Origin of the sequence: Streptomyces sp. NPDC005866 (assembly GCF_040629895.1) — a bacterium.
Taxonomy (GTDB): Bacteria; Actinomycetota; Actinomycetes; order Streptomycetales; family Streptomycetaceae; genus Streptomyces.
In genome coordinates this window covers 17354-39426 of record NZ_JBEXWP010000031.1, presented here as the reverse complement: position 1 = coordinate 39426, position 22073 = coordinate 17354, and the positions used below count along the sequence as shown (strand labels likewise).

Below are 22073 nucleotides of genomic sequence, written 5' to 3'. Positions count from 1 at the left end.
TCAGGCCGCCGCCGCTTTGACTTTGACTTCTCGTGTCGGCAGCGACCGGCGGAGCTTGCGCAGGGCGCGCCGCAGAATGGTGTTGGCCGTGTCCTCGCGGTAGCCCTCGACCGCGCGGGCCTCGCGGGGTTCGGCGAGGTAGATCCAGTCGGGAACGCCGGCCGTCCTGGAGCGGAAGTGCGGATAGGCGAAATAGACGCGGGTGCCGCGCTTCTCCAGGACGGTCCCGGCCTGCTTCTTGGCGCGCACGAACTCGAGGACGTCCAGGAGGAGATCGGGGCGCTGTACGGCGACCAGGTGGAGTCGCAGCCGTTCGTGGACCTTGAGGCGGCGGGCGACTTCCGGATTCCAGTGGGCGTCCATCAGCGGCTTCGCCAGCTCCAGTTTGTTCCGGCGTATTTCTTCGCCGTCCTTGAGGAACCTGGGACCGAACTGCGGGAGCAGGGTGACCAGGAACGGCCGGACCATGAGCGCGTCGCGACGCGGCCCGGCCGGGACCAGGTCGGCGATCAGGTTCATCAGGGCGCGTGCGGAGTCGAAGCGGAGGGTGTAACTGCCGCTCTTGGTGACATGTTTGCCGTCCTCGCGGCCGACCAGGTAGTAGCAGGGGTAGTCGGCGACCACGGAGACACCGTCGGCGCGCAGATAGGCCTCCATGGTGAACAGCGCGTCCTCACCGGTCCACAAGGACTCGTCGAAACGCATGTCGTGTTGTTCAAGAAATGCGCGGCGGAACAACTTCTGCGCGCTGAGCGTGAACTTGATGTTGGAGGAGAAGACGTCGGTGCGGTCGAGCGTCCGTCCCCACATGGACCGCGGGGGTTTGCGGTTGATCCCCTCGACCTTGCCGAGGACGACGTCCGTGTTGTTCTTGTCGGCCATGGCGACCATGCGCGCGAGGGCCTCGGGGCCGAGTCGGTCGTCGGCGTCCAGGAAGAACACGTAACGGCCGGTGGCCTTGGCGAGGCCGACGTTGCGGGGGCCGCTGGGGCCTCCCGAGTTCTCCTGGCGGATCACGGTCACCGGCATGGCGACACGGGCCGCGAACTCCTCCAGGCACTCCCCCGTGCCGTCGGTCGACCCGTCGTCGACCGCGATGACCTCCATGCGCGCCGGGTCGAGGGTCTGGCGCTCCACGGAGGCCAGGCATTCCACGAGATACGGCATCGCTTCGTACGCCCCGATGATCACGGTCACATCAGGCTGCGCAACGACGGTCACGTTTCCCCCTAGTCAATGGTGCATTCCCCCTGCGTCACCTCGATCGCAACGCGTTAGATGGCCGGTCGGCACGACAGGTTGCCTTGGGGACGCCTCCCGTGTTCCACCTCACATGACGAACGGCCAGCCGGGCGGTGTACAGCTGGTTACCTCGAAGAGTACGGATGTGCGGTAAGGGCTGCTCACCGAGAACCGTGAAGCACCGGTAAGAGAACCGGCATGAATGGCTAAGCAAGGGTAAGAAGAGGCGCCCTGAGGAAACGCCGAGGGGGCTCGGTCCCGGGGAGTTCTCCCGGGACCGAGCCCCCTCGGCGTTGTTGTGCGAGAGGTCAGCCGGTGACGGTGCCCTCCGCCTCGCCGGCGGCCTTCAGCGGGTCTCCGGGCAGCACCTCGGCGAGTTCGGCCGCCTCGGGGTCACCGGCCGCGATCCTGGCCTGCTGGCCGAGGTTGCGGGTCTCGGCCTTGCGGGCGAGCGCGGCGACCGCGGCGTTGAACTGCTCGATGGAGGTCGGCTCGTCCGGTCCCAGCAGATACTGCTTGAGCTCGTCCCGGTCCAGGGCCAGCGGATCGGCCGACGGATCGCGTACGGCGGCCAGCAGGGCGTCCAGTTCCTTGGCGCTGTTGGAGAGGATCACGGCGGCACGCACGGCGGTGTTCGCCCGCTTGAACTCCTCCACGCCGACTTCGGCGGAGTCGGCGACGGCGTACGGCTTGCCGCTCGCGATGTAGTCGGAGACGACGCTGGAGATGTCGGAGACCATCGCGTCAGAGACGTTGAAGCAGTCGTACAGGCGCGGTTCGGCGCCTGTGATGACCCGGTGCTCGTGGTCGGGGAAGGAACGCCAGTAGGCGTCGTTCCACTCAGCGCGCAGCCGGGCGATCTCCTCGTGCTTCTTCAGGTCGACGACGTCGTCCCGGCTGGCCTCGGCCTCGTCGCGCTTCTCGCCGCCGGTGCCGGTCAGCTCGGCCAGACGGGTCTCGATACGGGTCAGCTCTGCCCGCGCCGCCGCCTGGGCGGCCGTGTCGGCGGTGAAGCGGGCGTCGGCCACGCGTTCGGCGGCGGCCTTCTCGACGAGGGCGGTGACGCGCCGGTGGGCGGCGCCGGCCTCGGCGCTGACGGTGCCGGTGAAGGGGTGCGGCTTGTAGAGGACTCGGACCGGCGGGTCGGCCTTCACCAGCTTCTTCACGATGTTCTCGCCGGCGAGCACGAGGGAGGTGTTGCCGGGGTTGCCGTCCCAGCCCTCCCAGGTGGGCGCGTAGAGAACGGTGGGACAGCGTCCGTCAGCGGCCCGGCCGCGAGCGCCGTCGGCCCCGCCGGGTGCGGCCTGCCGGCTCTGGATGGGGGCCAGCTGCGGGCGGCCGACCTGGACGATGTCGTCGTCGCGGACACCGACGTCGGCGATGGCGTAGCGGTCGCGGCCCGCTCGGCCTGCGGTCCACACCTCGTCGTAGACCTTGCTGAACGGATTGACGCTGGCCAGCTTGTCGCTGTCGCCGTGGCCGATGAAGACGTGCTTCATGGTGGGAACGCGCAGCAGGTGGATGTTCTTTCCGACGTTGGCCGCGTAGAGGGCGACGCGGACCGTGGAGAGGTCCAGGTTCATCAGGTGCACACCGCCGGGCACGCAGATGACGGGGACCGTGGTCGGGGCGAGGTTCTGCAGGATGACCCGCTCGCGCAGCAGGATCAGCGGGCGGGACTCCAGCTGTTCCATTGTCTCCAGCCACATGTTGACCTGGTAGGCGGAATCCTTGGAACCGGAGAAGTACAGCAAGGTCTCAGGCTTGTACCGGCCGATCCAGTCGTCGACGGCGGCCAGCACGGTGTCCGGATCCGGCGGGGTCTTGCGGCCGCGCACGTAGGGCATCAGCACCAGCACGTACAGGCAGCCCAGGGCAAGGGTGATCCCTATGCCGACGGAACCGGGGACGGCGTTGTCCGTCATCGCCGAGATCAGCAGGCCGACGACGGCGGCGAGGTCGAGGTGGAGCATCTTCTCGGCGGAGCGGTCGAGCAGGCCGCGCGGCGGGGCGTCCGGGATGCGGATGCGGGACTTCAGGTCGACGTTGCGGGTGGCGACCGGCATCCTGCGGCGGTTGCGGATCAGGGTGACCAGTGCGCCGTGCGGGGCCTGCAGCCCGTAGAAGGCGATGAAGCAGGCGATCGCGCCGTAGAAGATCAGGTCGTTGAACAGGGACATCCGGGCCAGCAGCAGGATCAGCAGCAGCTGCCGGATCAGGAAGCGGATCGACAGACCGGCCCGGACCTTGCTCAGGCGGTTGATGAGGTAGCTGCCCTTGCGGTGCAGGTAGTGGTCCGCCAGGTACGTGACGGCGGCCGCGGCCGCGAAGGCGTAAACGCTCGGGGCGAGCGCGGCGATCATGAGCACCGGGAAGCCCAGCATCATGAGTGCCGCCGCGGCCAGCTCGGCCGCGCTGCCCACCCGGGCGACACGAATAGCGGTGGATATCACGGATAACCTTTTACTGACAAAGAGGCCTGAATTTGACCTTGCGGACAATCTGGGCAGTTGTCGATCGGGTTTTTTACGGGTTCAGGCCCCTGTGATTGCTCCGCGAACGCGCAGCCACAGAGGCCTGAATAACAGATGACTAATGGACGTTGATTATGCCACGCCGTCCTGTCGGTCGAGGACGCTGGCCAGCGCCTGCTCGAAGCCGGAGGCCTGGCCGGCTGCCGCCGTCGGGTCCTGCTGGCGGACGTCGATGACATGGCCGGTGAGTTCGGACAGCAGCACGTCGAGGGAGGTGCGGGCGACGGCCTCGGAGGAGAGCAGCGAGCCCGTCGGCTCCTGGCCGAACGCCTTGGTGCGCATCGGGGTGGCGGTGCGCTCGGGGTTGATGCAGTTGACGCGGATGCCGTCGCCGGCCCACTCGTCGGACAGGGCCTGGGTGAGGTTCACCATGGCGGCCTTGGTCGAGGAGTAGAGGCTGTACTCGGCGCGGCCGCGGGTGTAGCTGCTGGAGGTGTACAGCAGCAACTGGCCCTTGGTCTCGGCGAGGTACTTGTAGCTGGAGCGGGCGATCTGCACCGGGGCCAGGTAGTTGACCTTCAGCGCCTCCTCGATGGTGGCGTTGTCGGTCTCGGCGAGCTTGCCGATGCGCAGCACGCCCGCCGTGTTGACGACGTAGTCGATCCGGCCGGTCTCGGCGTACGCCTTGGAGAGCGCGTCGTCGACCTCCTCCGGGTTCTCCACGTGTGTGCCGGTGGTGGAGCGGCCCAGCGCGTAGACGTTCGCGCCGTAGGACTCGGCGAGTTCGGCGATGTCCTTGCCGATGCCGTACGAACCGCCGAAGATCACCGCGGTCTTGCCGGTGAGCAGCTCGCGGTAGGCGTCCTCGCCGTTCTGCTCGGGCGCGGGCGCGGCCGTGGAGGCGAGCTGGAAGAGCTTGTCGGCGATGAAGACGTCGACGGGCTGGGTGACCTTCATGTTGTACTCGTCGCCCGCGACGACGTGGATCGGTACGTCCGGCAGGTACTTGAGTACGACGGAGCAGTCGTCGGTGGCCTGGAAGTTGGGGTCGCCGGCGGCGACTTCGTAGGCCCGCTTGATCGTGGACAGCTTGAAGGCCTGCGGGGTCTGGCCGCGGCGCAGCCGGGAGCGGTCCGGGATCTCGGTGATGAACTCGCCGTCCTCGCCGTGCGTCCGCGTGACGATGATGGTGTCGGCGGACGGGATGGCGACGTCGACGGCCTGGTAACGCTCCAGCGCGGCCACGCAGTCGTCGATGACGCGCCGCGACAGCAGGGGGCGTACGGCGTCGTGGAAGAGGACGTTGAGGTCCTCGCCCTCGGCCAGGCCCTCGCCGAGCGCCTCGATGGCGCGCTCGGTGGTCTCGTTCCGCGTGTTACCGCCCTCGATGATCTTCTTGACCTTTGTGAACCCGGCCTTGGCGACGATCTTCTCGATGTCCGCGACATAGCCAGGTGCCATCAGGACGATGACGTCGTCGATCGAGTCGGCCTTCTCGAAGGTGGTCAGGGTGTGCTCGATGACTGCCTTGCCGGCGATCTTCAGCAACTGCTTGGGGATCGACAGACCCACCCGCTGGCCGGTGCCACCGGCCAGGATCACTGCGGTGGTTCGGGGCTTGGCTATGTGCTGGGACACAGGTGACCTACCTTGGGGCATCAGGGAACCAGGGAATGGTCCCACTTCCGGTAACCGCTGTGCAAGGTGAGCGCCGTCCGCTGCATATGTGTCCGCAACCTTTCATTCACTTTGCATCGCTGGTGATGGGCGCGACCCCGTCGGCGTCCGGGAAAGTTCCGTGAATTTGCTGTGAGTAACTACACAGGGCATTCCGATTGCTGTGCGTGACGCGTGGCACGTCTCAGGACGGCTAAGCCGTGCCGCTTGGACGACTTAGCGCAGCTAAGCCGTCCGCACCCGGGACCGGCTCACCGCCGTCGCAGCTTCTTCAGACACCGGTGCCCCAGTACGCGTACGAGTTCCTTCGACGACGTCTGGTGCACCGTGCGGGCCTTCGCCTCGGCGGTGTGGCGTACCGGTGCCGCGGCCGCCGCGGCGAGGGCGCCGTACAGGGCCTGGGCGGCGACCTCCGGTGCGATGCGGGCGTCGCCGGTGGCCGGCCGGCGCTGCTGGGGTACGGCGGAGAGCAGGGAGGGGTCGCCGATGACGCGGACGCCCATGGCGCCGATGCGTTCCACCATCTCGGCGCCGATACGGCCGGCGGCCTCGACGGCCCAGCCGGGGGTGGCGATCTTCGCGTCCTCGGCGGTGGGGCTGCACGTGTTCTTCATATGCATGACGGCGCCGTTGCGGACGAGCCTGGAATAGAGCTCGTCGGGCAGCCCATTGCCACGGAATTCCACGTTGAGGTTTCGCAGCATTTCGGTCTCGGCGAGGGTGAGGGAGCGGTTCGCCGTGTCCGGGACGGGCTGGAGGAGCTTCTCGGGCAGTGCGAGCAGCGCTTCGAAGGTGCGCATCAGGCCGTCGCCGTCCCGGTCGTCGCCCACGACGACGGTGATCCGGTCGGCGCCGACCGCGCGGATCCAGCGTTCGACGAGCCGGTCGTGCCGGTGCCGGCGCCAGAAGCTGGGGTTGGGCTTCTCGTAGGGGGCCTTGCGGAGCATGTGGTCCAGCCAGTCCTCGTAGCCCATGCGCAGCCCGTTCTGCACGTACTGCTGCCACTGCGAGGGCATGGTCCGGGCGAGCGGGCGCGGGGTGACGAGAACGTGGACGCGGTCGCCGCCGAGCTGGTCGACGATACGGGCGACGGTCTCGTCGTCGGGGGCGTCGGCGAAGAACTCGCTGCTGCTGATCACCGAGGTCCGGGATCCGGTGGCCTGGACCTGCTTGAGCAGCCGCGTCCAGTGCTTCTCGGTGGGCACGGTGTCACCGATCATCGCGGGCCGGGCGAGGCGGCGAGGGCGGCCTCCATGGGGTGCCGGCTGGTCGCCGGGAACTCCACGCCGTGCTCGGGCAGCATGTCCTTCGCGGCGAACAGGGCGCCCTGGATGGCAGTGGTGCCGGTTTTGTGAGGGCCGATGTGCAGCAGGCGAGTGCCGGCGGGCAGGGCGGCAAGGGGACCGATGGGGCCCATAGAGCCTATGGGGGCGTTGTTCACCGGGGCCTCGCCTCTCGCACAGTCCGTCTCCATAGTGAACGAAAGGTAAGACGTTTACCTTAAGTTCACCCTAGAGAAACCTGGGACACTGATGAGTCCCAGCTCCTGTCACACGGACTTGGCTGTCGGCGCGCCGGATTCGCTCGTCACACGACCTGTACGCCCCGCTTCGTCCGCCTCGACGCGCAGGGTGGCCAGGGTGCTCGCGGTGGCCTGCGGCTTGACGACGGTGTCGAGGGGTGCCCCCGGTCGGTACCCCCGCTGCCCCCAGCCGCCCCCGGCTGCCCCCAGCCCCTTGACGACCGCCCCCGCCCCGCCCCCGTCACTCCTCGAACGGGTCGAAGTCGCCGTACTCCCGCAGGGACTCGTCCCGTTCCGCCTGCCGGTCGCGGCGGCGCTGGACGGCGGGGCGCTGTTCCTCGAAGCGGTGGTCCTCGCCGCGCCGGCCGAGCATCTCGGCGCCGGACATCATGGACGGCTCCCAGTCGAAGACGACGGCGTTCTCCTCGGGACCGATGGCGACGCCGTCGCCGGACCGGGCACCGGCCTTCATCAACGCCTCTTCCACGCCCAGGCGGTTGAGCCGGTCGGCGAGGTAGCCGACGGCCTCATCGTTGTTGAAGTCGGTCTGCCGCACCCAGCGTTCGGGCTTCTCGCCGCGCACCCGGAAGAGGCCGTCGTCCTCCTGGGTGACGGCGAAGCCGGCGTCGTCCACGGCCTTGGGCCGGATGACGATCCGGGTCGCCTCCTCCTTGGGCTTCGCGGCGCGGGCCTGGGCGACCAGCTCGCCTAGCGCGAACGACAGTTCGCGCAGGCCGAGGTGGGCGACCGCCGACACCTCGAAGACGCGATAGCCGCGGGCCTCCAGGTCGGGGCGGACCATGTCGGCGAGGTCCTTGCCGTCGGGGACGTCGGTCTTGTTGAGGACGACGATCCGGGGCCGGTTGTCGAGGCCGCCGTACTGCTTGAGCTCCTCCTCGATGACGTCGAGGTCGGAGACGGGGTCGCGTTCGGACTCCAGGGTGGCGGTGTCGAGGACGTGGACGAGGACGCTGCACCGCTCGACGTGCCGCAGGAACTCCAGGCCGAGGCCCCTGCCCTGGCTGGCGCCGGGGATGAGTCCGGGGACGTCGGCGATGGTGTAGACGGTCGAACCGGCCGTCACCACGCCGAGGTTGGGGACCAGGGTGGTGAACGGGTAGTCGGCGATCTTCGGCTTGGCGGCCGACAGCACGGAGATCAGCGAGGACTTGCCGGCGCTGGGGTAGCCGACCAGGGCGATGTCGGCGACGGTCTTCAGCTCCAGGACGATGTCCTGGAGGTCTCCGGGCTCGCCGAGCAGGGCGAAGCCGGGGGCCTTGCGGCGGGCGCTGGCGAGGGCCGCGTTGCCGAGGCCGCCGCGGCCGCCCTGGGCGGCGATGTACGAGGTGCCGTGGCCGACGAGGTCGGCGAGCACGTTGCCCTCACTGTCCAGCACCACCGTGCCGTCGGGCACCGGCAGGATGAGGTCCTGCCCGTCCTTGCCCGCGCGGTTGCCGCCCTCGCCGGGCTTGCCGTTGGTGGCCTTGCGGTGAGGGGAGTGGTGGTAGTCGAGGAGGGTCGTCACGGACTGGTCGACGGTCAGGATTACGTCGCCGCCGCGGCCGCCGTTGCCGCCGTCGGGGCCGCCGAGCGGCTTGAACTTCTCCCGGTGTACGGAGGCACAGCCGTGGCCTCCGCTACCCGCGGCGACGTGCAGCTCGACGCGGTCCACGAAGGTGGTCATGGTGGGGTGCCTCCAGTTACTGACGGGGTAATACCAATGTCAACACGCGAAAGGCGGACCCGCCTTCCCGATCGGGAAGTGAGGTCCGCCTCGCGAAACGTTCGGACTGAGCCGTGCGGTCAGAAGACCAGGACTCAGGCGACCGGAACGACGTTCACGACCTTGCGGCCACGGTGGGTACCGAACTCCACCGCACCCGGCTGCAGCGCGAACAGCGTGTCGTCGCCGCCACGGCCGACGCCCGCACCGGGGTGGAAGTGGGTGCCGCGCTGGCGGACCAGGATCTCACCCGCGTTGACGACCTGACCGCCGAAGCGCTTCACGCCGAGGCGCTGAGCGTTGGAGTCACGACCGTTACGGGTGGACGATGCGCCCTTCTTGTGTGCCATCTCTCCTCAGTCCCTTACTTCGCAGCCGCGGGGATCTCAGTGACCTTGATCGCCGTGTACTGCTGGCGGTGGCCCTGACGACGGCGGTAGCCGGTCTTGTTCTTGTAGCGAAGGATGTCGATCTTGACGCCCTTGTGGTGGTCCACGACCTCGGCCTGGACCTTGATGCCGGCCAGGACCCACGGGTCGCTGGTCACAGCGTCGCCGTCGACAACGAGCAGGGTCGAGAGCTCGACCGTGTCGCCAACCTTGGCGGTGGAAATCTTGTCAACCTCAACGATGTCGCCGACAGCAACCTTGTGCTGGCGACCACCGCTGCGCACGATGGCGTACACGCGGATCTCACTCTCTCGCTCGGGAACGGCACCCCCGCAGTCCAGCCGCCCGGCACGCGAGCGGCCTCTCCGGAACACCGTGTGCTCCGGAGGAAGAGGTTTACGGGGATGTGGCGCGTCCTCATATCCATGGACACGCCGACGGTCAAGGTTACGGGGCGGTGGCCGAGGGGGTCAAACCGGGCCCCTTTGGGTGTGGGGCCGGTCACTCGGCCCCCCTTGTGCCGCGGTGGGGGGCCGGTCACTCGGACCGGCCCCCCCACCCGGGCGTCAGCCCTCGTCGGAGGCGGTGGCGACCGTGGTGGTGGCCTTCTTCGCCGTCGACTTGGTGGCGGCCGTCTTGGCGGTCTTGGCCGCCTTCTTCGCCGTCGTCTTCTTCGCCGTCGTCTTCTTGGCCGCGGTCTTCTTGGCGGCCGTCTTCTTCGCGGCGGTCTTCTTGGCAGCCGCCTTACGGGCCGTCTTCTTGGCCGGAGCGGCCTCCTCGACGCCCTCCTCCGCTGTCTCCCCCGCGACCGGCGCCTCGGCAGCGGACGCCTGCGGCTGCTCGGCGGCCTCCGCCGACGGTACGACCACGACGGCCGCCTCCTCCGACGCGGTCGGCGCGGTGGCCTTGCGCACCGCGCGGCGGCGCGGGCGGCCCGGGGCGGCGCTCTCGGCGGGCGCGGCCGCCTCGGGCTTCTCCTCCGGCTCCACCACCGGTTCCGCCGGGGCGGTGTCGGCGACGACGGTCACCACGGCCGTCTCGGCCCCAGCCGGGGAACCGGCGGGCGCCGACACCTTCCGGGTGGCACGGCGACGGGTGCGGCCCTTGGACGGGGCCTCCTCGGCGGCCGGGACCTCCGGAGCCTCGGGGGCCTGGACGACCGGGTCCTCCACGGCGACCGGCTCGGCGTGCGCCTCGGCGGCCGACTCCGGCAGCACCTCACGCTCGGCCTCCGCGGCGGCCGGTACGGCCTGGGCGGTCGGCGTCTCGGCCTCGGCGGCCCGGTTCCGGCCCGCACGCTCCCTGGGCGCTCCGGCCGGAGCCGAGGCCCGGCGGCTCGCCCGGCGGCGGTTACGGCCTCGGCCGGCCGAGGCCTCCGCCTCGGCGACACTGCTGTACAGCTCCTCGTCCGGCGCGAAGTCGGGGCCGGGCAGCGCGAGGGGCCCGGCGGCCTCGGCCGCGACCTCCGCCGCCGTCTCGACCGTCTGGACGTGCTCGATGTGCTCGACGGCCCCGTCGGCCGCGTGGGTCTCGTGCACCTCGTGGTCGTGCTCGTGGCCGTCGCCGCCGCGCCCGCGCTTCTTGCGCTTGCCGCCGCCACCGCCGGAGCTCGGCTGCTCCATGTGGACGATGACGCCACGGCCGTTGCAGTGCACACAGGTCTCGGAGAAGGACTCCAGCAGGCCCTGCCCGACACGCTTACGGGTCATCTGGACGAGCCCCAGCGAGGTCACCTCGGCCACCTGGTGCTTCGTACGGTCCCGCCCGAGGCATTCGAGCAGGCGGCGCAGCACCAGGTCCCGGTTGGACTCCAGGACCATGTCGATGAAGTCGATGACGATGATGCCGCCGAGGTCACGCAGCCGCAGCTGGCGGACGATCTCCTCGGCCGCCTCCAGGTTGTTCCTGGTGACCGTCTCCTCCAGGTTGCCGCCCTGGCCGGTGAACTTGCCGGTGTTGACGTCGATGACGACCATCGCCTCGGTCCGGTCGATGACCAGCGAACCGCCGCTGGGCAGCCAGACCTTGCGGTCCAGGGCCTTGGCGAGCTGCTCGTCGATCCGGTAGGTGGCGAAGACATCGACCTCGGAGGTCCACCTCGACAGCCGGCCGGCGAGGTCGGGAGCGACGTGCGAGACATAGCCGTGGACGGTGTCCCAGGCCTCGTCACCGCTGACGACGACCTTGGAGAAGTCCTCGTTGAAGATGTCGCGGACGACCCGGACGGTCATGTCCGGCTCGCCGTACAGCAGCGTCGGGGCGTTGCCGTTCTTCGACTTCTTCTGGATGTCCTCCCACTGCCCCTGGAGCCGTTCGACGTCGCGGCGCAGCTCGTCCTCGCTCGCGCCCTCGGCGGCGGTGCGCACGATGACGCCCGCGTCCTCGGGGACGATCTTCTTGAGGATGGTCTTCAGCCGGGCCCGCTCGGTGTCGGGCAGCTTGCGGCTGATGCCGGTCATCGAGCCCTCGGGGACGTACACGAGGTAGCGGCCCGGGAGGGAGACCTGGCTGGTCAGACGGGCGCCCTTGTGGCCGATCGGGTCCTTCGTCACCTGGACGAGCACGGACTGACCGGACTTGAGGGCGGACTCGATACGGCGCGGGCCGTTGGCCATGCCCAGCGCCTCGAAGTTGACCTCACCGGCGTACAGGACGGCGTTGCGCCCCTTGCCGATGTCGATGAAGGCGGCCTCCATCGAGGGCAGCACGTTCTGGACCTTGCCCAGGTAGACGTTGCCGACGTACGAGGTCGACTCCTCCTTGTTGACGTAGTGCTCGACGAGCACGCCGTCCTCCAGGACGCCGATCTGGGTGCGGTCGCCGTGCTGGCGTACGGCCATCACGCGCTCGACGGCCTCGCGGCGGGCGAGGAACTCGGCCTCGGTGATGATCGGGACGCGCCGGCGGCCCTGCTCACGGCCTTCCCGGCGGCGCTGCTTCTTGGCCTCCAGACGGGTCGAGCCCTTGATGGACTGCACCTCGTCGGACGGCTCGGACGGCTTGCGCGGCTCGCGGACCTTGACGACCGTGCGCTCCGGGTCGTTGTCGCCGGGCTCGGCGTCGGCGGCGGTGTCCCCGGCGCGGCGCCGGCGGCGACGGCGACGGCGGCTGCTGGAGGAGCCGCCGGCCTCGTCGTGGGCGTCCTCGTCGTCCTCTTCCTCCTGCTCGGCGGTGTCCTCGGCATCCTGCTCGGCCTGCTCGGCGGCGAGCTCGTCGCTGTCGGCGTCACCGCCCTCGCCGTCGGCGGCGTCACCGCGGCGACGGCGACGGCCTCCGCGGCGGCGACGGCGGCGGGAACCGGCCTCCTCGGCCTCGTCCTCACCGTCGCCGTCGGCGGCGTCCTCGACGTCGTCGGCGGGCTCCTCCGGCTCCTCGGCCTCGTCCTCGGCGGCGGGTCCGGTGACCGGGGTCTCCTCGACGGCACCCCGGCGGCGGCGCCGGCGGCGCGAACCACCGGTCTCGGCCTGCTCGGCCGGCTCCAGCGGGTACGGGGCGAGTTCCTCGGGCTCCTCCGTGCCGGCGGCCTCGGCGGCCGCTTCGGCGGCGGCCCGCTCCGGGGTCTGGAACTTCGGCTCGGTGAACACGGGCGCCTGGAACACGGCCACGGCGGGCCGGGCGGGCCGGCGCTGCGACTCCTCCTCGGCGGGTGTGGCCGCGGCGGCGGGCTCGGAGAACCCGACGGCGGCCTGCCGCACGACCCGGCGCCGGCGCCGCGGGGCCTCGGTCTGCGGCTCCTCGACGGCGGGGGCCTCGGTGGTGGAGGTGACGGCCGGGGCCTCGACGGCCTGCGGCTGAGCCGCGGCGGGGGCTTCGGCGGCGGTCTCGGGCGCACCGGCGGGCGCGGCGACCCGGCGGGTGGCGCGGCGCCGGCTGCGCGGCGCGGGCGCGGTGGGCTCCGCCTCGGGGGCGGCAGTGCCCTCGGCGGGCTCGTCTGCGGCCGCGACGGCCTCGGCGGGCTCCGCGACGGCGGCCGTGGGCGCGGTCTCGGCGACCGTCTCGGCCGCCACCGGGGCGCCGGAGGGCGCCGACGCCCGGCGGGTCGCCCGACGGCGGGTACGCGCGGCGGTCACGGTCTGTTCGCCGGCTTCGGCGGTCTCAGCGGTCTCGGCCGCCTCCTCGGCAACCGGAGCGGCCTCGGCAACCTCAGGGACCTCGGAAGCCGCGGAGGCCTCGACGGCCGCTTCCTTCTCGGCAGCCTCGGTGGGCGTGGAGACGCGACGTGTGGCGCGCCGACGCGTCCGGCGCGGGGCGGCCTCCTCGTCGCTCTGTACCGCGGTCTCGACGGCCTCAGCCGAAGGAGTGGCCTCGGCAGGCTCGGCGGCGGTCACGGGGAGGACGGTCTCGGCAGCCTCGGCGGCCTCGGCGCCCGTCGGGGAACCGGCGGGTGCCGACGCCCGGCGGGTCGCCCGACGGCGCGTACGCGCGGCGGGCGCGGCCTCCTGCCCTGCCGCGGCAGTCTCAGAGGCGTCCAGGGTCTCGTCCGTCTCCTCGGGAGCCTCTGCGGGCTCCGAGGGGAAGGACTCGGCGGCCGGTATGGCCGGCGTGGTGATCTCGGCCACCTCGGCCTCGGTCGCGGCGGGCGGTCCCGCGGGGCGGGACGCGGCACGGCGACGCCTGCGCGGCGGCAGGTTGTCGCTGGGGGTGGTCAGTTCGGAGCCCTCGGTGGGCTCGGTCGGTTCGAGCATGCGGGCGGTTCTCCCGTCAGGCTCCCGGGCGCCGCGCCTGGTCCGGCGTCGATCGGTTCGAGCGACCGCCGGTGACGTCCGCGGCTCGCGCGGTGCGCGGTGCCGCCGTGTGGGGCGCGGGCGCCGCACAGGAGCTCTCTGTGTCCTTGTCTCGCCGGTTCCGTACGCCTTGTCGCGGACGGCCTGGCGAAAGTCTTCTGGTCGGTGCGCTGCCCGACCCAGGTGGCTCCCGAGTACGAGGGCGGCGCTTCGACGTACGTCCTTCGCGGGACCTTCCTTACGCCGGCGCCGGCGCGGCGGCAGCGGGTTCGGCCTTCGAGAGGGCCTCCACTGCCTCGCGGTCGGGCGCGAGCGGGTCGGTCACCGTGCCGGTCTCTTCATCGAGCAGCCCCTGCGCCAGCCTGGTCACCGCTGCGGGGACCGGCGGCGCCAGGTCGGCCACGGCGCGGAGACCGGACAGGACGTCGTCGGGTCGTACGGCAGGCGTCACGTGCCGAACAACCAGCCGCAGTATCGCACAGGGCTGGTCGGTAGGCCTATCAGCCGTTTCAATGTGCGTTTCAAGTTGTACGACCGCGGGGCGGGCGTCGAAGGTCCGTACGCCGTTCTTGGTCATGCGCTGGACCTCTACTGCCTCGGCCGTGTTGAACGCGGCGACGGCCTGTCGGGCCTCCGCCGGGTCCAGGCCGGCCAGCCGCAGCTCCCATACGGAGGCGGTGAGCCGGTCGGCCAGTCCGGGCGTCCGCGCCTCGACCGCGTCGACGATGTCGAGCCCGGCGGGCAGGGACTCGTCGAGGAGGACGCGCAGTCGCTCCGGGTCGCGGGCTTCGGTGAGCGCGATCTCCAGGTACTCGGCCTCGCTGCCCGTGCCGGTGGGTGCGGCATTGGCGTACGACACCTTCGGGTGCGGTGTGAACCCCGCCGAGTAGGCCATCGGTACCTCGGCGCGGCGCAGCGCACGCTCGAAGGCGCGCTGGAAGTCACGGTGGCTGGTGAACCGGAGGCGGCCGCGCTTGGTGTAGCGCAGTCGGATGCGCTGCACCGCCGGTGCGGGCGGCGGGCCTTCGGGCTGTCGCTTGCCCAGTGTCGTCAGTCCTTCGTGGTTCTGGTGAGAGCAGCCGTACCGCGGGGGCCGTGCTGCCGTGTGCTGCTATCCATCAAGAGTACGTGTGTCGCGGCCGACGGGTTCCCGCCGGTCCACGGCCGCCGGCGGTGCCGGCTCGCCGAACAGGGCGCGGCGCAGGTCGGCGCGGGCCTGCCGGACGGCCCGGCCGAGGGCGCGCGTGATCTGGGCGGCGGGGCGCAGCACGAGGTCGCGTACGACGTGTCCGACCGGGGTGAGCACGGTCCGGTAGAGCCAGCGCGCGGGCTCCAGGAAGATCCACCGGAAGAGGGTCGCGAGAACCCGTCCGGCGGCGCGTGCTACGTATCCGGCGGCCCGCCAGGCGTGCCCGAGGGCCTGCCAGATCTCCCTGAGGACGATGCCGAGGACGTGGCCGACCGGGGTGAGGATCCACCGCCACAGGGCGACGGCGGGCAGGACGAGCAGCACGCGCGCGATCCAGTACAGGGCGGTGGCGAGCTGTTCCAACACCCAGGCGACGGCTTTGGCGACGGGTGTGAGGAGCCGGAGAACCGCGTGGCCGATCGGAGTGAGCACGCGCGCGTAGAGCCACACGAGGCCATGGCCGAGGGGGGTGAGCAGGTGGCGGTACAGCCAGATCAGCGGGACGACGAGGAGCACGTGCAGGAGCCAGCCGACGGCGCGGCCGACGGGGGTGAGGACGTACCGCCAGAGGAATCGCGCGACGGGAACGACGGCGTACTGCCACAGGAACCGTGCGACGGCGGCGAACGCGTCCCAGATCAGGCGTACCGGCAGCACCACCAGGAACACGAAGATGCGGACGGGGATCCTGATCGCGACGACGAGACACCCCTCGGGGTGCTCCGCCCGCGGTTGCGGTTGCCGCTGCTGCTGTTTCTGCATGTCCATGGCCGTAGAGACGCTATCGCGTGCCGCGCGGATGCGATCCGCCGCGCTTGATCACCGAACGGCGGCGACACGGTAACGGTTGTCCCGCACACGCCAATCTGGATGGAACCGGCCAGGGCGGCTTGATTTGCTGAGGGCCAGCCAAATCTTGATCCTTGGGGGACGAGTAATGAACTGGTACCTGGACGTTCTGAAGAAGTACGCGGTGTTCAACGGCCGTGCGCGCCGGCAGGAATACTGGATGTTCTTCCTGTTCAACCTGATCATCAGCATCGTGCTGGCGGTCATCGGGCGGGTCATCGGGTTCGCCGCCCTCGGCGCGATCTACAGCCTGGCGGTCTTCCTGCCCGGCCTCGCGGTCGCGGTCCGCCGGCTGCACGACACCGGCCGTTCGGGCTGGGCGGTCCTGGTCGGCATCATCCCGCTGGTCGGCTGGATCATCCTGCTGGTCTGGCTCGCCGCCGACAGCAAGCCGGAGCAGAACGAGTACGGCGACAACCCGAAGCAGGTGCCCGCCGTCTGACCCGCCATCACCCCGAAGGCCCGCCGGATCCGTCCGGCGGGCCTTCGCCTATGAGGCCGCGGACGATCCCTTCTCGCGTTCGGTCTGGAGGTGCAGGACCACGAAGACGACCCGGAGGAGGTCGTCGGGCAGGGCGCGCAGGTCCTTGGGGAGCGCGACACGGCGGGGGCGGGTGCCGAGGGCGTCGTACGAGAGGGCGAGCGGGCCGATCGCGCCGGCCCGGCCGCTGAACCTGGGGTGCTCTATGGCGTACGGCCCGACACGGCGCGGAATCCCGGACCATGCGGCGCAGTCGACGTCCCAGGTCCCGAACGTTCTCGGGACGCTGCCGAGGCGGCCGTACCCGATCTCGATGTCGCCGACCCACCGCAGCCGGCTGCCGAGCATGTCGTACTCGAGCGGATACGGTCCGAGCGCGTGGGGCCTGCCGCCCCAGCGGCCGTAGGTGAGGGGGACGTCCCCGATGGAGCGGAGCCTGCTGCCCAGCAGGTCGTAGCCCAGTTCAAGTTCCATGTCCGCCAACTCCCCCGTGTCTCACCGGCCTTCGGTCTCCCCGATTGTGCGGCCGGGCCGGTGGGCCTTCCATGGCGGTCGTGTCACGGTTTGGCCGCCGACGCGGTGCGGACGCCCGCTGGGCCATGAGCGTGGGGACCCGGGTCCCGGACGGAAGTCGGGGCGCAGCCGACCGGTGCCCTCGGCACGGTCGGCCGGCCTCGCCATCGACCTCGGCAGACCGCCGTCCCGTCCGGGGATCAGGCGCGTCGCGGCAGCACCCCGGCCGCGACGAGCGAGTCGTACAGCCGCTGCTGTTCCTCGTCGAGCCCGGAGTACAGCATGTGGTACGCCTCCTCCTCGCCCCGCACCATCTCGACCGGGTCCCAGCCGGCGCCGAGCGCCTCCATGACGTGGGCGCGCCGGGTCATCTCGTGCCCGGTGAGATCGACGACGAAGTCGACCGGTTCGGAGGGAAGGGCGGCATCAGAAGTGGACATACGACCGAAGTTAGGCAGGCAAGCCACCCGCGACAAGAGTCCGTGGGACACATCACAGCAGGTCATCGGCGCATTGCCCGGGCGATTCCGGCACAGCGGGACCCGGAAGTGCGGCCACAAACGGCCACCGGCCGCGGATTGGCCCGCGACCGGGCACAGCCCGTTTGAGAAGCTCGGCGTTCGCGCCGTGCTTCGAGGAGACGCCATGCAGGTAGCCGTGCTCACCTTCGACGGATTCAACGAACTCGACAGCTTCATCGCCGCCGCGCTGATCAACCGGTGCCGCAAGGACGGACTGGAGGCCTTCATCACCACGCCGACGCCGGTGGTCACGTCGATGAACGGCGTCGAGGTGACCGGGCAGCGCCCGATGGAGTTCGTGACCGAAGCCGATGTCGTGCTGATCGGCAGCGGGGTGCGGACGCGGGACGTGGTCGCCGACGGCCGGCTGATCTCCAGGCTGCCGCTAGCCCCTGCACGGCAGCTGATCGGCGCGCAGTGCTCCGGCGCGCTGGTCCTCGCCCGGCTCGGCCTGCTGGACACCATGCCCGCCTGCACGGACCGCAAGAGCAGGCCTTTCGTCGAGGCGTGCGGGGTCACCGTCCTGGACGCGCCGTTCCACGCCGAGGGAAACATCGCCACGGCCGGTGGATGCCTGGCCTCCCAGTACCTCGCCACCTGGGTGATCACCCGAACCCTCGGCGAGGACGCCGCGCGCGAGGTCCTCGACCACGTGGCCCCGGTCGGCGAGAACCAGGAAACGGTCGACCGCGCCCTGCGCGCCGTCCACACGGCGGAGCCCGCCCTGCACTGACACACCGTCCCCGCACCCGCCTCGGGCCTGATCGGGACGGACCGGCCGTGGCCCTTCCTTCGCCTGGTCGCCCCGGGCGGCGTCGGCTCAGGCGGGCGGTTCGGTCCCGGCCTGCTCGCTCACCATGTACCGCGCGTACCCCGGACGAAGCGCTCCAGCCGCTCGGTGTCATGGGCGTCGAACACGGCCGTGCTCAGCGGGTGCAGCTCGTCCGCGGCCCGCTGGAGACGCCCGGCGTCACGCGCCACGAGCACCACCTCGCCGCCGGCCGCCCGCACCTGCCGCGCGGTCTCCAGACCGATGCCCGCGCTGCCGCCCACCACCACGACCGTCTGCCCGGCCAGTTCTCCGCGCGCTCCACTGCGCTCATCACCGGGCACGACCGACGCCTCCGGTCTCCCGGGAGCCCCCGCCGGGCCCGCCGTCCAGCAGCCCGACGAACTCCTCGGTGGTGAGGACGGCATGGGCGTACAGGGGCGCGTTGAGGTCGAAGGTCGCGGTCATCTCCTCCCAGCTGAAGGAGGCGATGGCGTCCCGGACGAGGGTCACGTGGTACCCCAGCTCCTGGCCGTAGCGCGCGGTGGTGTCCACACAGGTGTTGGCGCGCATACCGATCAGCACGATCTTCCGGATGTGGTGCTGCTTGAGCATGAAGTCGAGGTCGGTGTTGGCGAAACCGCTGGAGCCCCAGTGCTGCCGTACGACGGTCTCGCCCTCGCGCGGCTGGAAGTCGGTGTGCCACTCGGCCCCCCAGCTGCCCTCGGCGAAGGTCTGCTGGGCGACGATGCGCCGCTGGGTCGGGGACAGGTGGTCCCATGTGACGTAGTCGCTCGGCGTCGTCCGGTGGTGCGGCACGACGAGCACGCGGAAGCCCTGGCCGCGGGCCGTGGCGAGCACGGTCCGCATATGGTCGAGGAGGCCTACGCCCTCCGCCACTTCCTTCGCCCTGGGCCACAACTTGCCGCCCTCGGAAAGGAAGTCGTTGTAAGGGTCGACGATCAGAAGAGCGGTTTCGTCCGGGGAGTAGCGCGCTTCGGAGGTCTCGGGGGTCATGGACGGTTCCCAACTGGTCCCCGCTGGTCAGCGACCGGATCTCTCGCTGCCGGGACACGGCACGCAGAGTACGGCCGACGGAGAGTACGGCCGACACCCGCCCCCAGCCGGGCCCTCCGCCACAGGGCCGCCGGCTCAGATCCCTCAGTCTGTCACTCCCCCGGCCGAACGGCATCCGGGCCACCGCCTCCCCCACCGGCCTGGTACGGCCCCAGGGACACGTCACCCCAGGGAGGGCGACGGCGTGATCGGTTCGAGGAGCCGCAGCGGCCTGTTGATCGCGTCGGACACGGGATCGTCACGAATCCGGGCCCGGGTTCAAGCACGGTCTCCGGCACCGGAACGACCGACCCGCAGGACTGGATCAACCACCCAGGTCGGCCAGCAAGCCGCGGATGCGCTGTTCGATCGCGTCGCGGATCGGGCGGACCGCGCCAACCCCCTGGCCGGCGGGGTCGTCGAGCTGCCAATCCAGGTACCGCTTCCCGGGGAAGACCGGGCACGTGTCGCCGCACCCCATGGTGATCACCACGTCGGATGCCTGCACCGCTTCCACCGTCAGCACCTTCGGAGTCTCGGCGGAGATGTCGATGCCGACTTCCTTCATCGCGTCGACGACGGCCGGGTTGACCGTGTCGGCGGGAGCGGAGCCCGCCGAGCGGACTTCGACCCGATCGCCCGCGAGGTGGGTGAGGAACGCGGCGGCCATCTGGGACCGCCCGGCGTTGTGGACGCAGACGAACAGCACGGACGGGCGCGGGGTGGCAGTGCTCATGGCAGGTGTCCTTCTGGGGAGGAGGCGGGCTCAGGGAGCGGACGGGGTGGGTTCGGGCTCGCCGTGAGGGATGACGATGTCCGTCTCGGTGGACGCCGGTCGACCGAACACCACCGCCAGCAGACCCAGGCCGACGGCGGCGCCGACCAGTTGCGCGGCGACGAAGGGAGCGACGGAGGCCGGGGCGATCCCCGCGAACGTGTCAGTGAAGGTCCGGCCGACCGTCACCGCCGGGTTCGCGAACGACGTGGAGGACGTGAACCAGTACGCGGCCCCGATCCAGGACGCCACCGCAGCCGGTGCGAGGTGGGCGCGATCGGTCCGGGCCAGGCCGAAGACCAGCAGGATGAGCCCGGCCGTGGCCACGATCTCGCCCAGCCACAGGTGGCCGGCGGAGCGGTCGTGCGTGGACCACTTCACCAACGGTTCGGCGAACATCGCATCGGCCAGCACCGCGCCGCCGATCGCGCCCAGGGTTTGGGCAGGGACGTACACGGCTACTTCGCGGGCGGTCATTCCGTCGCCGCTTTTCCGCCCCGTGAACCAGGCGGCCATGGTGACGGCCGGGTTGAAATGGGCCCCGGAGACCGGCCCGAACAGCGTGATCAGCACGGCCAGGCCGAAAACGGTGGCGAGCGAGTTCGCGAGCAGCTGCACGCCGACGTCCCGTGACAGTTCCGTCGCCTGGATGCCCGAACCGACCACCACCGCGACCAGCGCGGCCGTCCCGACCAGTTCGGCCACGGCACGCCGGCCAAGCGAAGCGCTCACGCGGTCACCCCGCCGGGCTCAGGAGTGGTCAGGAACGCGCCCAGGCGATCCAGGACGCCGGGAAGCACCCAGTAGTAGACCCAGGTCCCACGCCGCTCGCAGTCGATGAGTCCGGCCTGCCGGAGCAGCTTGAGATGGTGGGAGATCGTCGGTTGCGACAGCTCGAAGGCGGGCGTCAGCTCGCACACGCACACCTCGCCGCCCTCCCGCGAAGCGATCAACGAGAGCAGCCGCAGCCGGACCTGGTCGCCCAGCGCCTTGAACACCTTCGCCAGTTCGACGGCCTGGTCCTCGGCCAGCGGGGCGGAGGCCAGCCCCTGGCAGCAGGCACCGTCTGCCTCATGGCCGATCACCTCAAGCTCTTGTTTCGACATGCCTCTATGTTGACGTTCTTCGATACAAGGCGCAAGGTTGCATCAACGAACGTCAATACAAGCCGTTCCGGGGCCTGCCATGCCCCGTCATCCAGGAGTGAGTCATGAGCGAGCAGCCCACTGAACTGCGGGAGACCGTCCGCCGGCGGTACGCCGCCGCAGCCGTGAAGGTCACCGAGGGCGGCACCGCCTGTTGCGGACCGCAGCCGGTCGAGGTCGACGAGAACTTCGGCTCCACGCTCTACGCCGCCGACGAACGCGACATCCTGCCCGCCGAAGCCGTCGCCGCCTCCCTCGGCTGCGGCAACCCGACCGCCGTGGCCGATCTCCACGAAGGCGAACGCGTCCTCGACCTCGGCTCCGGCGGCGGCATCGACGTCCTGCTGTCCGCCCGCCGCGTCGGCCCCACGGGCAAGGCGTACGGCCTCGACATGACCGAAGAGATGCTCGCCCTGGCCCTCACCAACGCGAAGAAGGCGGGCGCGACGAACGTCGAGTTCCTCAAGGGCACCATCGAGGCCATCCCGCTGCCCGCGAGCACCATCGACGTCGTGATCTCCAACTGCGTGATCAACCTGTCGACCGACAAGGCGGCGGTTTTCGCCGAGACGTTCCGTGTCCTGACCCCCAACGGCCGCATCGGTGTCTCGGACGTGGTCGCCGACGACGCCCTGTCCCCCGCCCAGCGCGCGGAGCGCGGCGACTACGTCGGTTGCATCGCCGGCGCCCTGTCGTTCACCGAGTACCGCGAAGGCCTTGAGGCGGCAGGGTTCGTGAACGTCGAGATCACACCCACGCACGCCGTGGCCGACGGCATGCACTCCGCCATCGTCCGCGCCACCAAGCCCCAGACCGAGACGCAGGCATCCCGGACGACCGGTTCGGCCAACGCGTGCTGCGGCGTCAACGCCTGCTGCACACCCGCCGAGACTTCCGCCGACCCCGGCATCACCGTCACAGAGGCGAAGACCGTATCCGGCTGCGGCTGCCAGAACTGACCCGCGCCGGCACCTCACTCACTTCAGTGCCCGTGTCCGCTGGTCGCGGCCGAGCGCCTCGCTCA

General features: G+C 70.6%; 19 protein-coding genes and 1 pseudogene. 3 read left to right on the top strand and 17 right to left on the bottom strand.

The window, feature by feature from the left end; translation table 11 throughout:
• The 10 genes and pseudogenes from ABZ396_RS34525 to ABZ396_RS34480 form a co-directional block, all read right to left on the bottom strand.
• Nucleotides 1–1167, bottom strand: coding sequence for a glycosyltransferase family 2 protein (locus tag ABZ396_RS34525; RefSeq protein ID WP_358916215.1), 1167 nt, complete (start codon nt 1165–1167; stop codon nt 1–3).
• Nucleotides 1168–1550: 383 nt separating this feature from the next.
• Nucleotides 1551–3665 (bottom strand): hypothetical protein, encoded by a 2115-nt coding sequence (locus ABZ396_RS34520; protein WP_358916217.1) that lies wholly within the window; start codon nt 3663–3665, stop codon nt 1551–1553.
• 183 nt (nt 3666–3848) lie between these two features.
• Entirely contained in the window at nt 3849–5354 is a 1506-nt protein-coding gene (locus tag ABZ396_RS34515; RefSeq protein WP_358916202.1) for a bifunctional cytidylyltransferase/SDR family oxidoreductase, read from the bottom strand.
• A gap of 290 nt (nt 5355–5644) precedes the next feature.
• Nucleotides 5645–6867, bottom strand: a pseudogene (locus tag ABZ396_RS34510) (hypothetical protein).
• 289 nt (nt 6868–7156) lie between these two features.
• Nucleotides 7157–8599 (bottom strand): GTPase ObgE, encoded by a 1443-nt coding sequence (gene obgE / locus ABZ396_RS34505; RefSeq protein WP_358916204.1) that lies wholly within the window; start codon nt 8597–8599, stop codon nt 7157–7159.
• 134 nt (nt 8600–8733) lie between these two features.
• Complete coding sequence (rpmA, locus tag ABZ396_RS34500; RefSeq protein WP_018846648.1) at nt 8734–8988, bottom strand: 50S ribosomal protein L27; 255 nt, start codon at nt 8986–8988, stop codon at nt 8734–8736.
• Between the two features lie 14 nt (nt 8989–9002).
• Nucleotides 9003–9323 (bottom strand): 50S ribosomal protein L21, encoded by a 321-nt coding sequence (gene rplU / locus ABZ396_RS34495; RefSeq protein WP_007381993.1) that lies wholly within the window; start codon nt 9321–9323, stop codon nt 9003–9005.
• A gap of 270 nt (nt 9324–9593) precedes the next feature.
• On the bottom strand, nt 9594–13712 hold the full coding sequence (locus ABZ396_RS34490; RefSeq protein WP_359186650.1) for an Rne/Rng family ribonuclease: 4119 nt from the start codon (nt 13710–13712) through the stop codon (nt 9594–9596).
• A 277-nt stretch (nt 13713–13989) separates the two neighbouring features.
• Complete coding sequence (locus ABZ396_RS34485) at nt 13990–14754, bottom strand: TIGR03936 family radical SAM-associated protein (protein ID WP_358920421.1); 765 nt, start codon at nt 14752–14754, stop codon at nt 13990–13992.
• 108 nt (nt 14755–14862) lie between these two features.
• Nucleotides 14863–15708: a hypothetical protein gene (locus tag ABZ396_RS34480; RefSeq protein ID WP_358920423.1), complete on the bottom strand. Its 846-nt coding sequence runs from the start codon at nt 15706–15708 to the stop codon at nt 14863–14865.
• A 169-nt stretch (nt 15709–15877) separates the two neighbouring features.
• Between ABZ396_RS34480 and ABZ396_RS34475 the strand changes: the two genes are divergently transcribed.
• Nucleotides 15878–16231: a DUF805 domain-containing protein gene (locus tag ABZ396_RS34475; RefSeq protein WP_358920425.1), complete on the top strand. Its 354-nt coding sequence runs from the start codon at nt 15878–15880 to the stop codon at nt 16229–16231.
• A 48-nt stretch (nt 16232–16279) separates the two neighbouring features.
• On the opposite strand, the gene ABZ396_RS34470 is transcribed toward ABZ396_RS34475, so the two are convergent.
• Together ABZ396_RS34470 and ABZ396_RS34465 are read right to left on the bottom strand one after the other, a co-directional pair.
• Nucleotides 16280–16744, bottom strand: a complete 465-nt coding sequence (locus ABZ396_RS34470; RefSeq protein WP_358920427.1) for a hypothetical protein — start codon at nt 16742–16744, stop codon at nt 16280–16282.
• A gap of 239 nt (nt 16745–16983) precedes the next feature.
• On the bottom strand, nt 16984–17223 hold the full coding sequence (locus ABZ396_RS34465; RefSeq protein WP_358920429.1) for a DUF6400 family protein: 240 nt from the start codon (nt 17221–17223) through the stop codon (nt 16984–16986).
• Nucleotides 17224–17428: 205 nt separating this feature from the next.
• Here ABZ396_RS34465 and ABZ396_RS34460 point away from each other — a divergent pair, with 205 nt between their 5' ends.
• Nucleotides 17429–18037: a DJ-1/PfpI family protein gene (locus ABZ396_RS34460; RefSeq protein ID WP_358920430.1), complete on the top strand. Its 609-nt coding sequence runs from the start codon at nt 17429–17431 to the stop codon at nt 18035–18037.
• A gap of 119 nt (nt 18038–18156) precedes the next feature.
• On the opposite strand, the gene ABZ396_RS34455 is transcribed toward ABZ396_RS34460, so the two are convergent.
• The 5 genes from ABZ396_RS34455 to ABZ396_RS34435 all read right to left on the bottom strand — a co-directional run bounded on the left by ABZ396_RS34455 (nt 18157) and on the right by ABZ396_RS34435 (nt 21010).
• Nucleotides 18157–18417, bottom strand: coding sequence for an SDR family NAD(P)-dependent oxidoreductase (locus ABZ396_RS34455; RefSeq protein ID WP_358920432.1), 261 nt, complete (start codon nt 18415–18417; stop codon nt 18157–18159).
• Entirely contained in the window at nt 18407–19090 is a 684-nt protein-coding gene (locus tag ABZ396_RS34450; protein ID WP_358920434.1) for an isochorismatase family cysteine hydrolase, read from the bottom strand. The genes ABZ396_RS34455 and ABZ396_RS34450 overlap by 11 nt, the downstream gene beginning before the upstream one ends.
• Nucleotides 19091–19454: 364 nt before the next feature.
• A complete protein-coding gene (locus ABZ396_RS34445; protein ID WP_358920436.1) occupies nt 19455–19865 on the bottom strand; it encodes an arsenate reductase ArsC in 411 nt (136 codons plus the stop codon).
• A 30-nt stretch (nt 19866–19895) separates the two neighbouring features.
• Nucleotides 19896–20636: an MIP/aquaporin family protein gene (locus tag ABZ396_RS34440; protein WP_358920438.1), complete on the bottom strand. Its 741-nt coding sequence runs from the start codon at nt 20634–20636 to the stop codon at nt 19896–19898.
• Nucleotides 20633–21010, bottom strand: coding sequence for a metalloregulator ArsR/SmtB family transcription factor (locus ABZ396_RS34435; protein ID WP_358920440.1), 378 nt, complete (start codon nt 21008–21010; stop codon nt 20633–20635). Before ABZ396_RS34435 ends, ABZ396_RS34440 begins: the two co-directional genes overlap by 4 nt.
• Nucleotides 21011–21114: 104 nt before the next feature.
• On the opposite strand from ABZ396_RS34435, the gene arsM reads away from it, so the two are divergent.
• Nucleotides 21115–22008: an arsenite methyltransferase gene (arsM, locus tag ABZ396_RS34430; protein ID WP_358920442.1), complete on the top strand. Its 894-nt coding sequence runs from the start codon at nt 21115–21117 to the stop codon at nt 22006–22008.
• Nucleotides 22009–22073 lie beyond the last annotated feature (65 nt).

Excerpts from the sequence above, each read along its gene's own strand:
- ABZ396_RS34525 (WP_358916215.1), bottom strand. The coding sequence starts at position 1,167 with ATGCCGTATCTCGTGGAATGCCTGGCCTCCGTGGAGCGCCAGACCCTC.
- obgE (WP_358916204.1), bottom strand. The coding sequence starts at position 8,599 with ATGACCACCTTCGTGGACCGCGTCGAGCTGCACGTCGCCGCGGGTAGC.
- rpmA (WP_018846648.1), bottom strand. The coding sequence starts at position 8,988 with ATGGCACACAAGAAGGGCGCATCGTCCACCCGTAACGGTCGTGACTCC.
- ABZ396_RS34490 (WP_359186650.1), bottom strand. The coding sequence starts at position 13,712 with ATGCTCGAACCGACCGAGCCCACCGAGGGCTCCGAACTGACCACCCCC.
- ABZ396_RS34480 (WP_358920423.1), bottom strand. The coding sequence starts at position 15,708 with ATGGACATGCAGAAACAGCAGCAGCGGCAACCGCAACCGCGGGCGGAG.
- ABZ396_RS34475 (WP_358920425.1), top strand. The coding sequence starts at position 15,878 with ATGAACTGGTACCTGGACGTTCTGAAGAAGTACGCGGTGTTCAACGGC.
- ABZ396_RS34470 (WP_358920427.1), bottom strand. The coding sequence starts at position 16,744 with ATGGAACTTGAACTGGGCTACGACCTGCTGGGCAGCAGGCTCCGCTCC.
- ABZ396_RS34465 (WP_358920429.1), bottom strand. The coding sequence starts at position 17,223 with ATGTCCACTTCTGATGCCGCCCTTCCCTCCGAACCGGTCGACTTCGTC.
- ABZ396_RS34460 (WP_358920430.1), top strand. The coding sequence starts at position 17,429 with ATGCAGGTAGCCGTGCTCACCTTCGACGGATTCAACGAACTCGACAGC.
- ABZ396_RS34450 (WP_358920434.1), bottom strand. The coding sequence starts at position 19,090 with ATGACCCCCGAGACCTCCGAAGCGCGCTACTCCCCGGACGAAACCGCT.
- ABZ396_RS34445 (WP_358920436.1), bottom strand. The coding sequence starts at position 19,865 with ATGAGCACTGCCACCCCGCGCCCGTCCGTGCTGTTCGTCTGCGTCCAC.
- ABZ396_RS34435 (WP_358920440.1), bottom strand. The coding sequence starts at position 21,010 with ATGTCGAAACAAGAGCTTGAGGTGATCGGCCATGAGGCAGACGGTGCC.
- arsM (WP_358920442.1), top strand. The coding sequence starts at position 21,115 with ATGAGCGAGCAGCCCACTGAACTGCGGGAGACCGTCCGCCGGCGGTAC.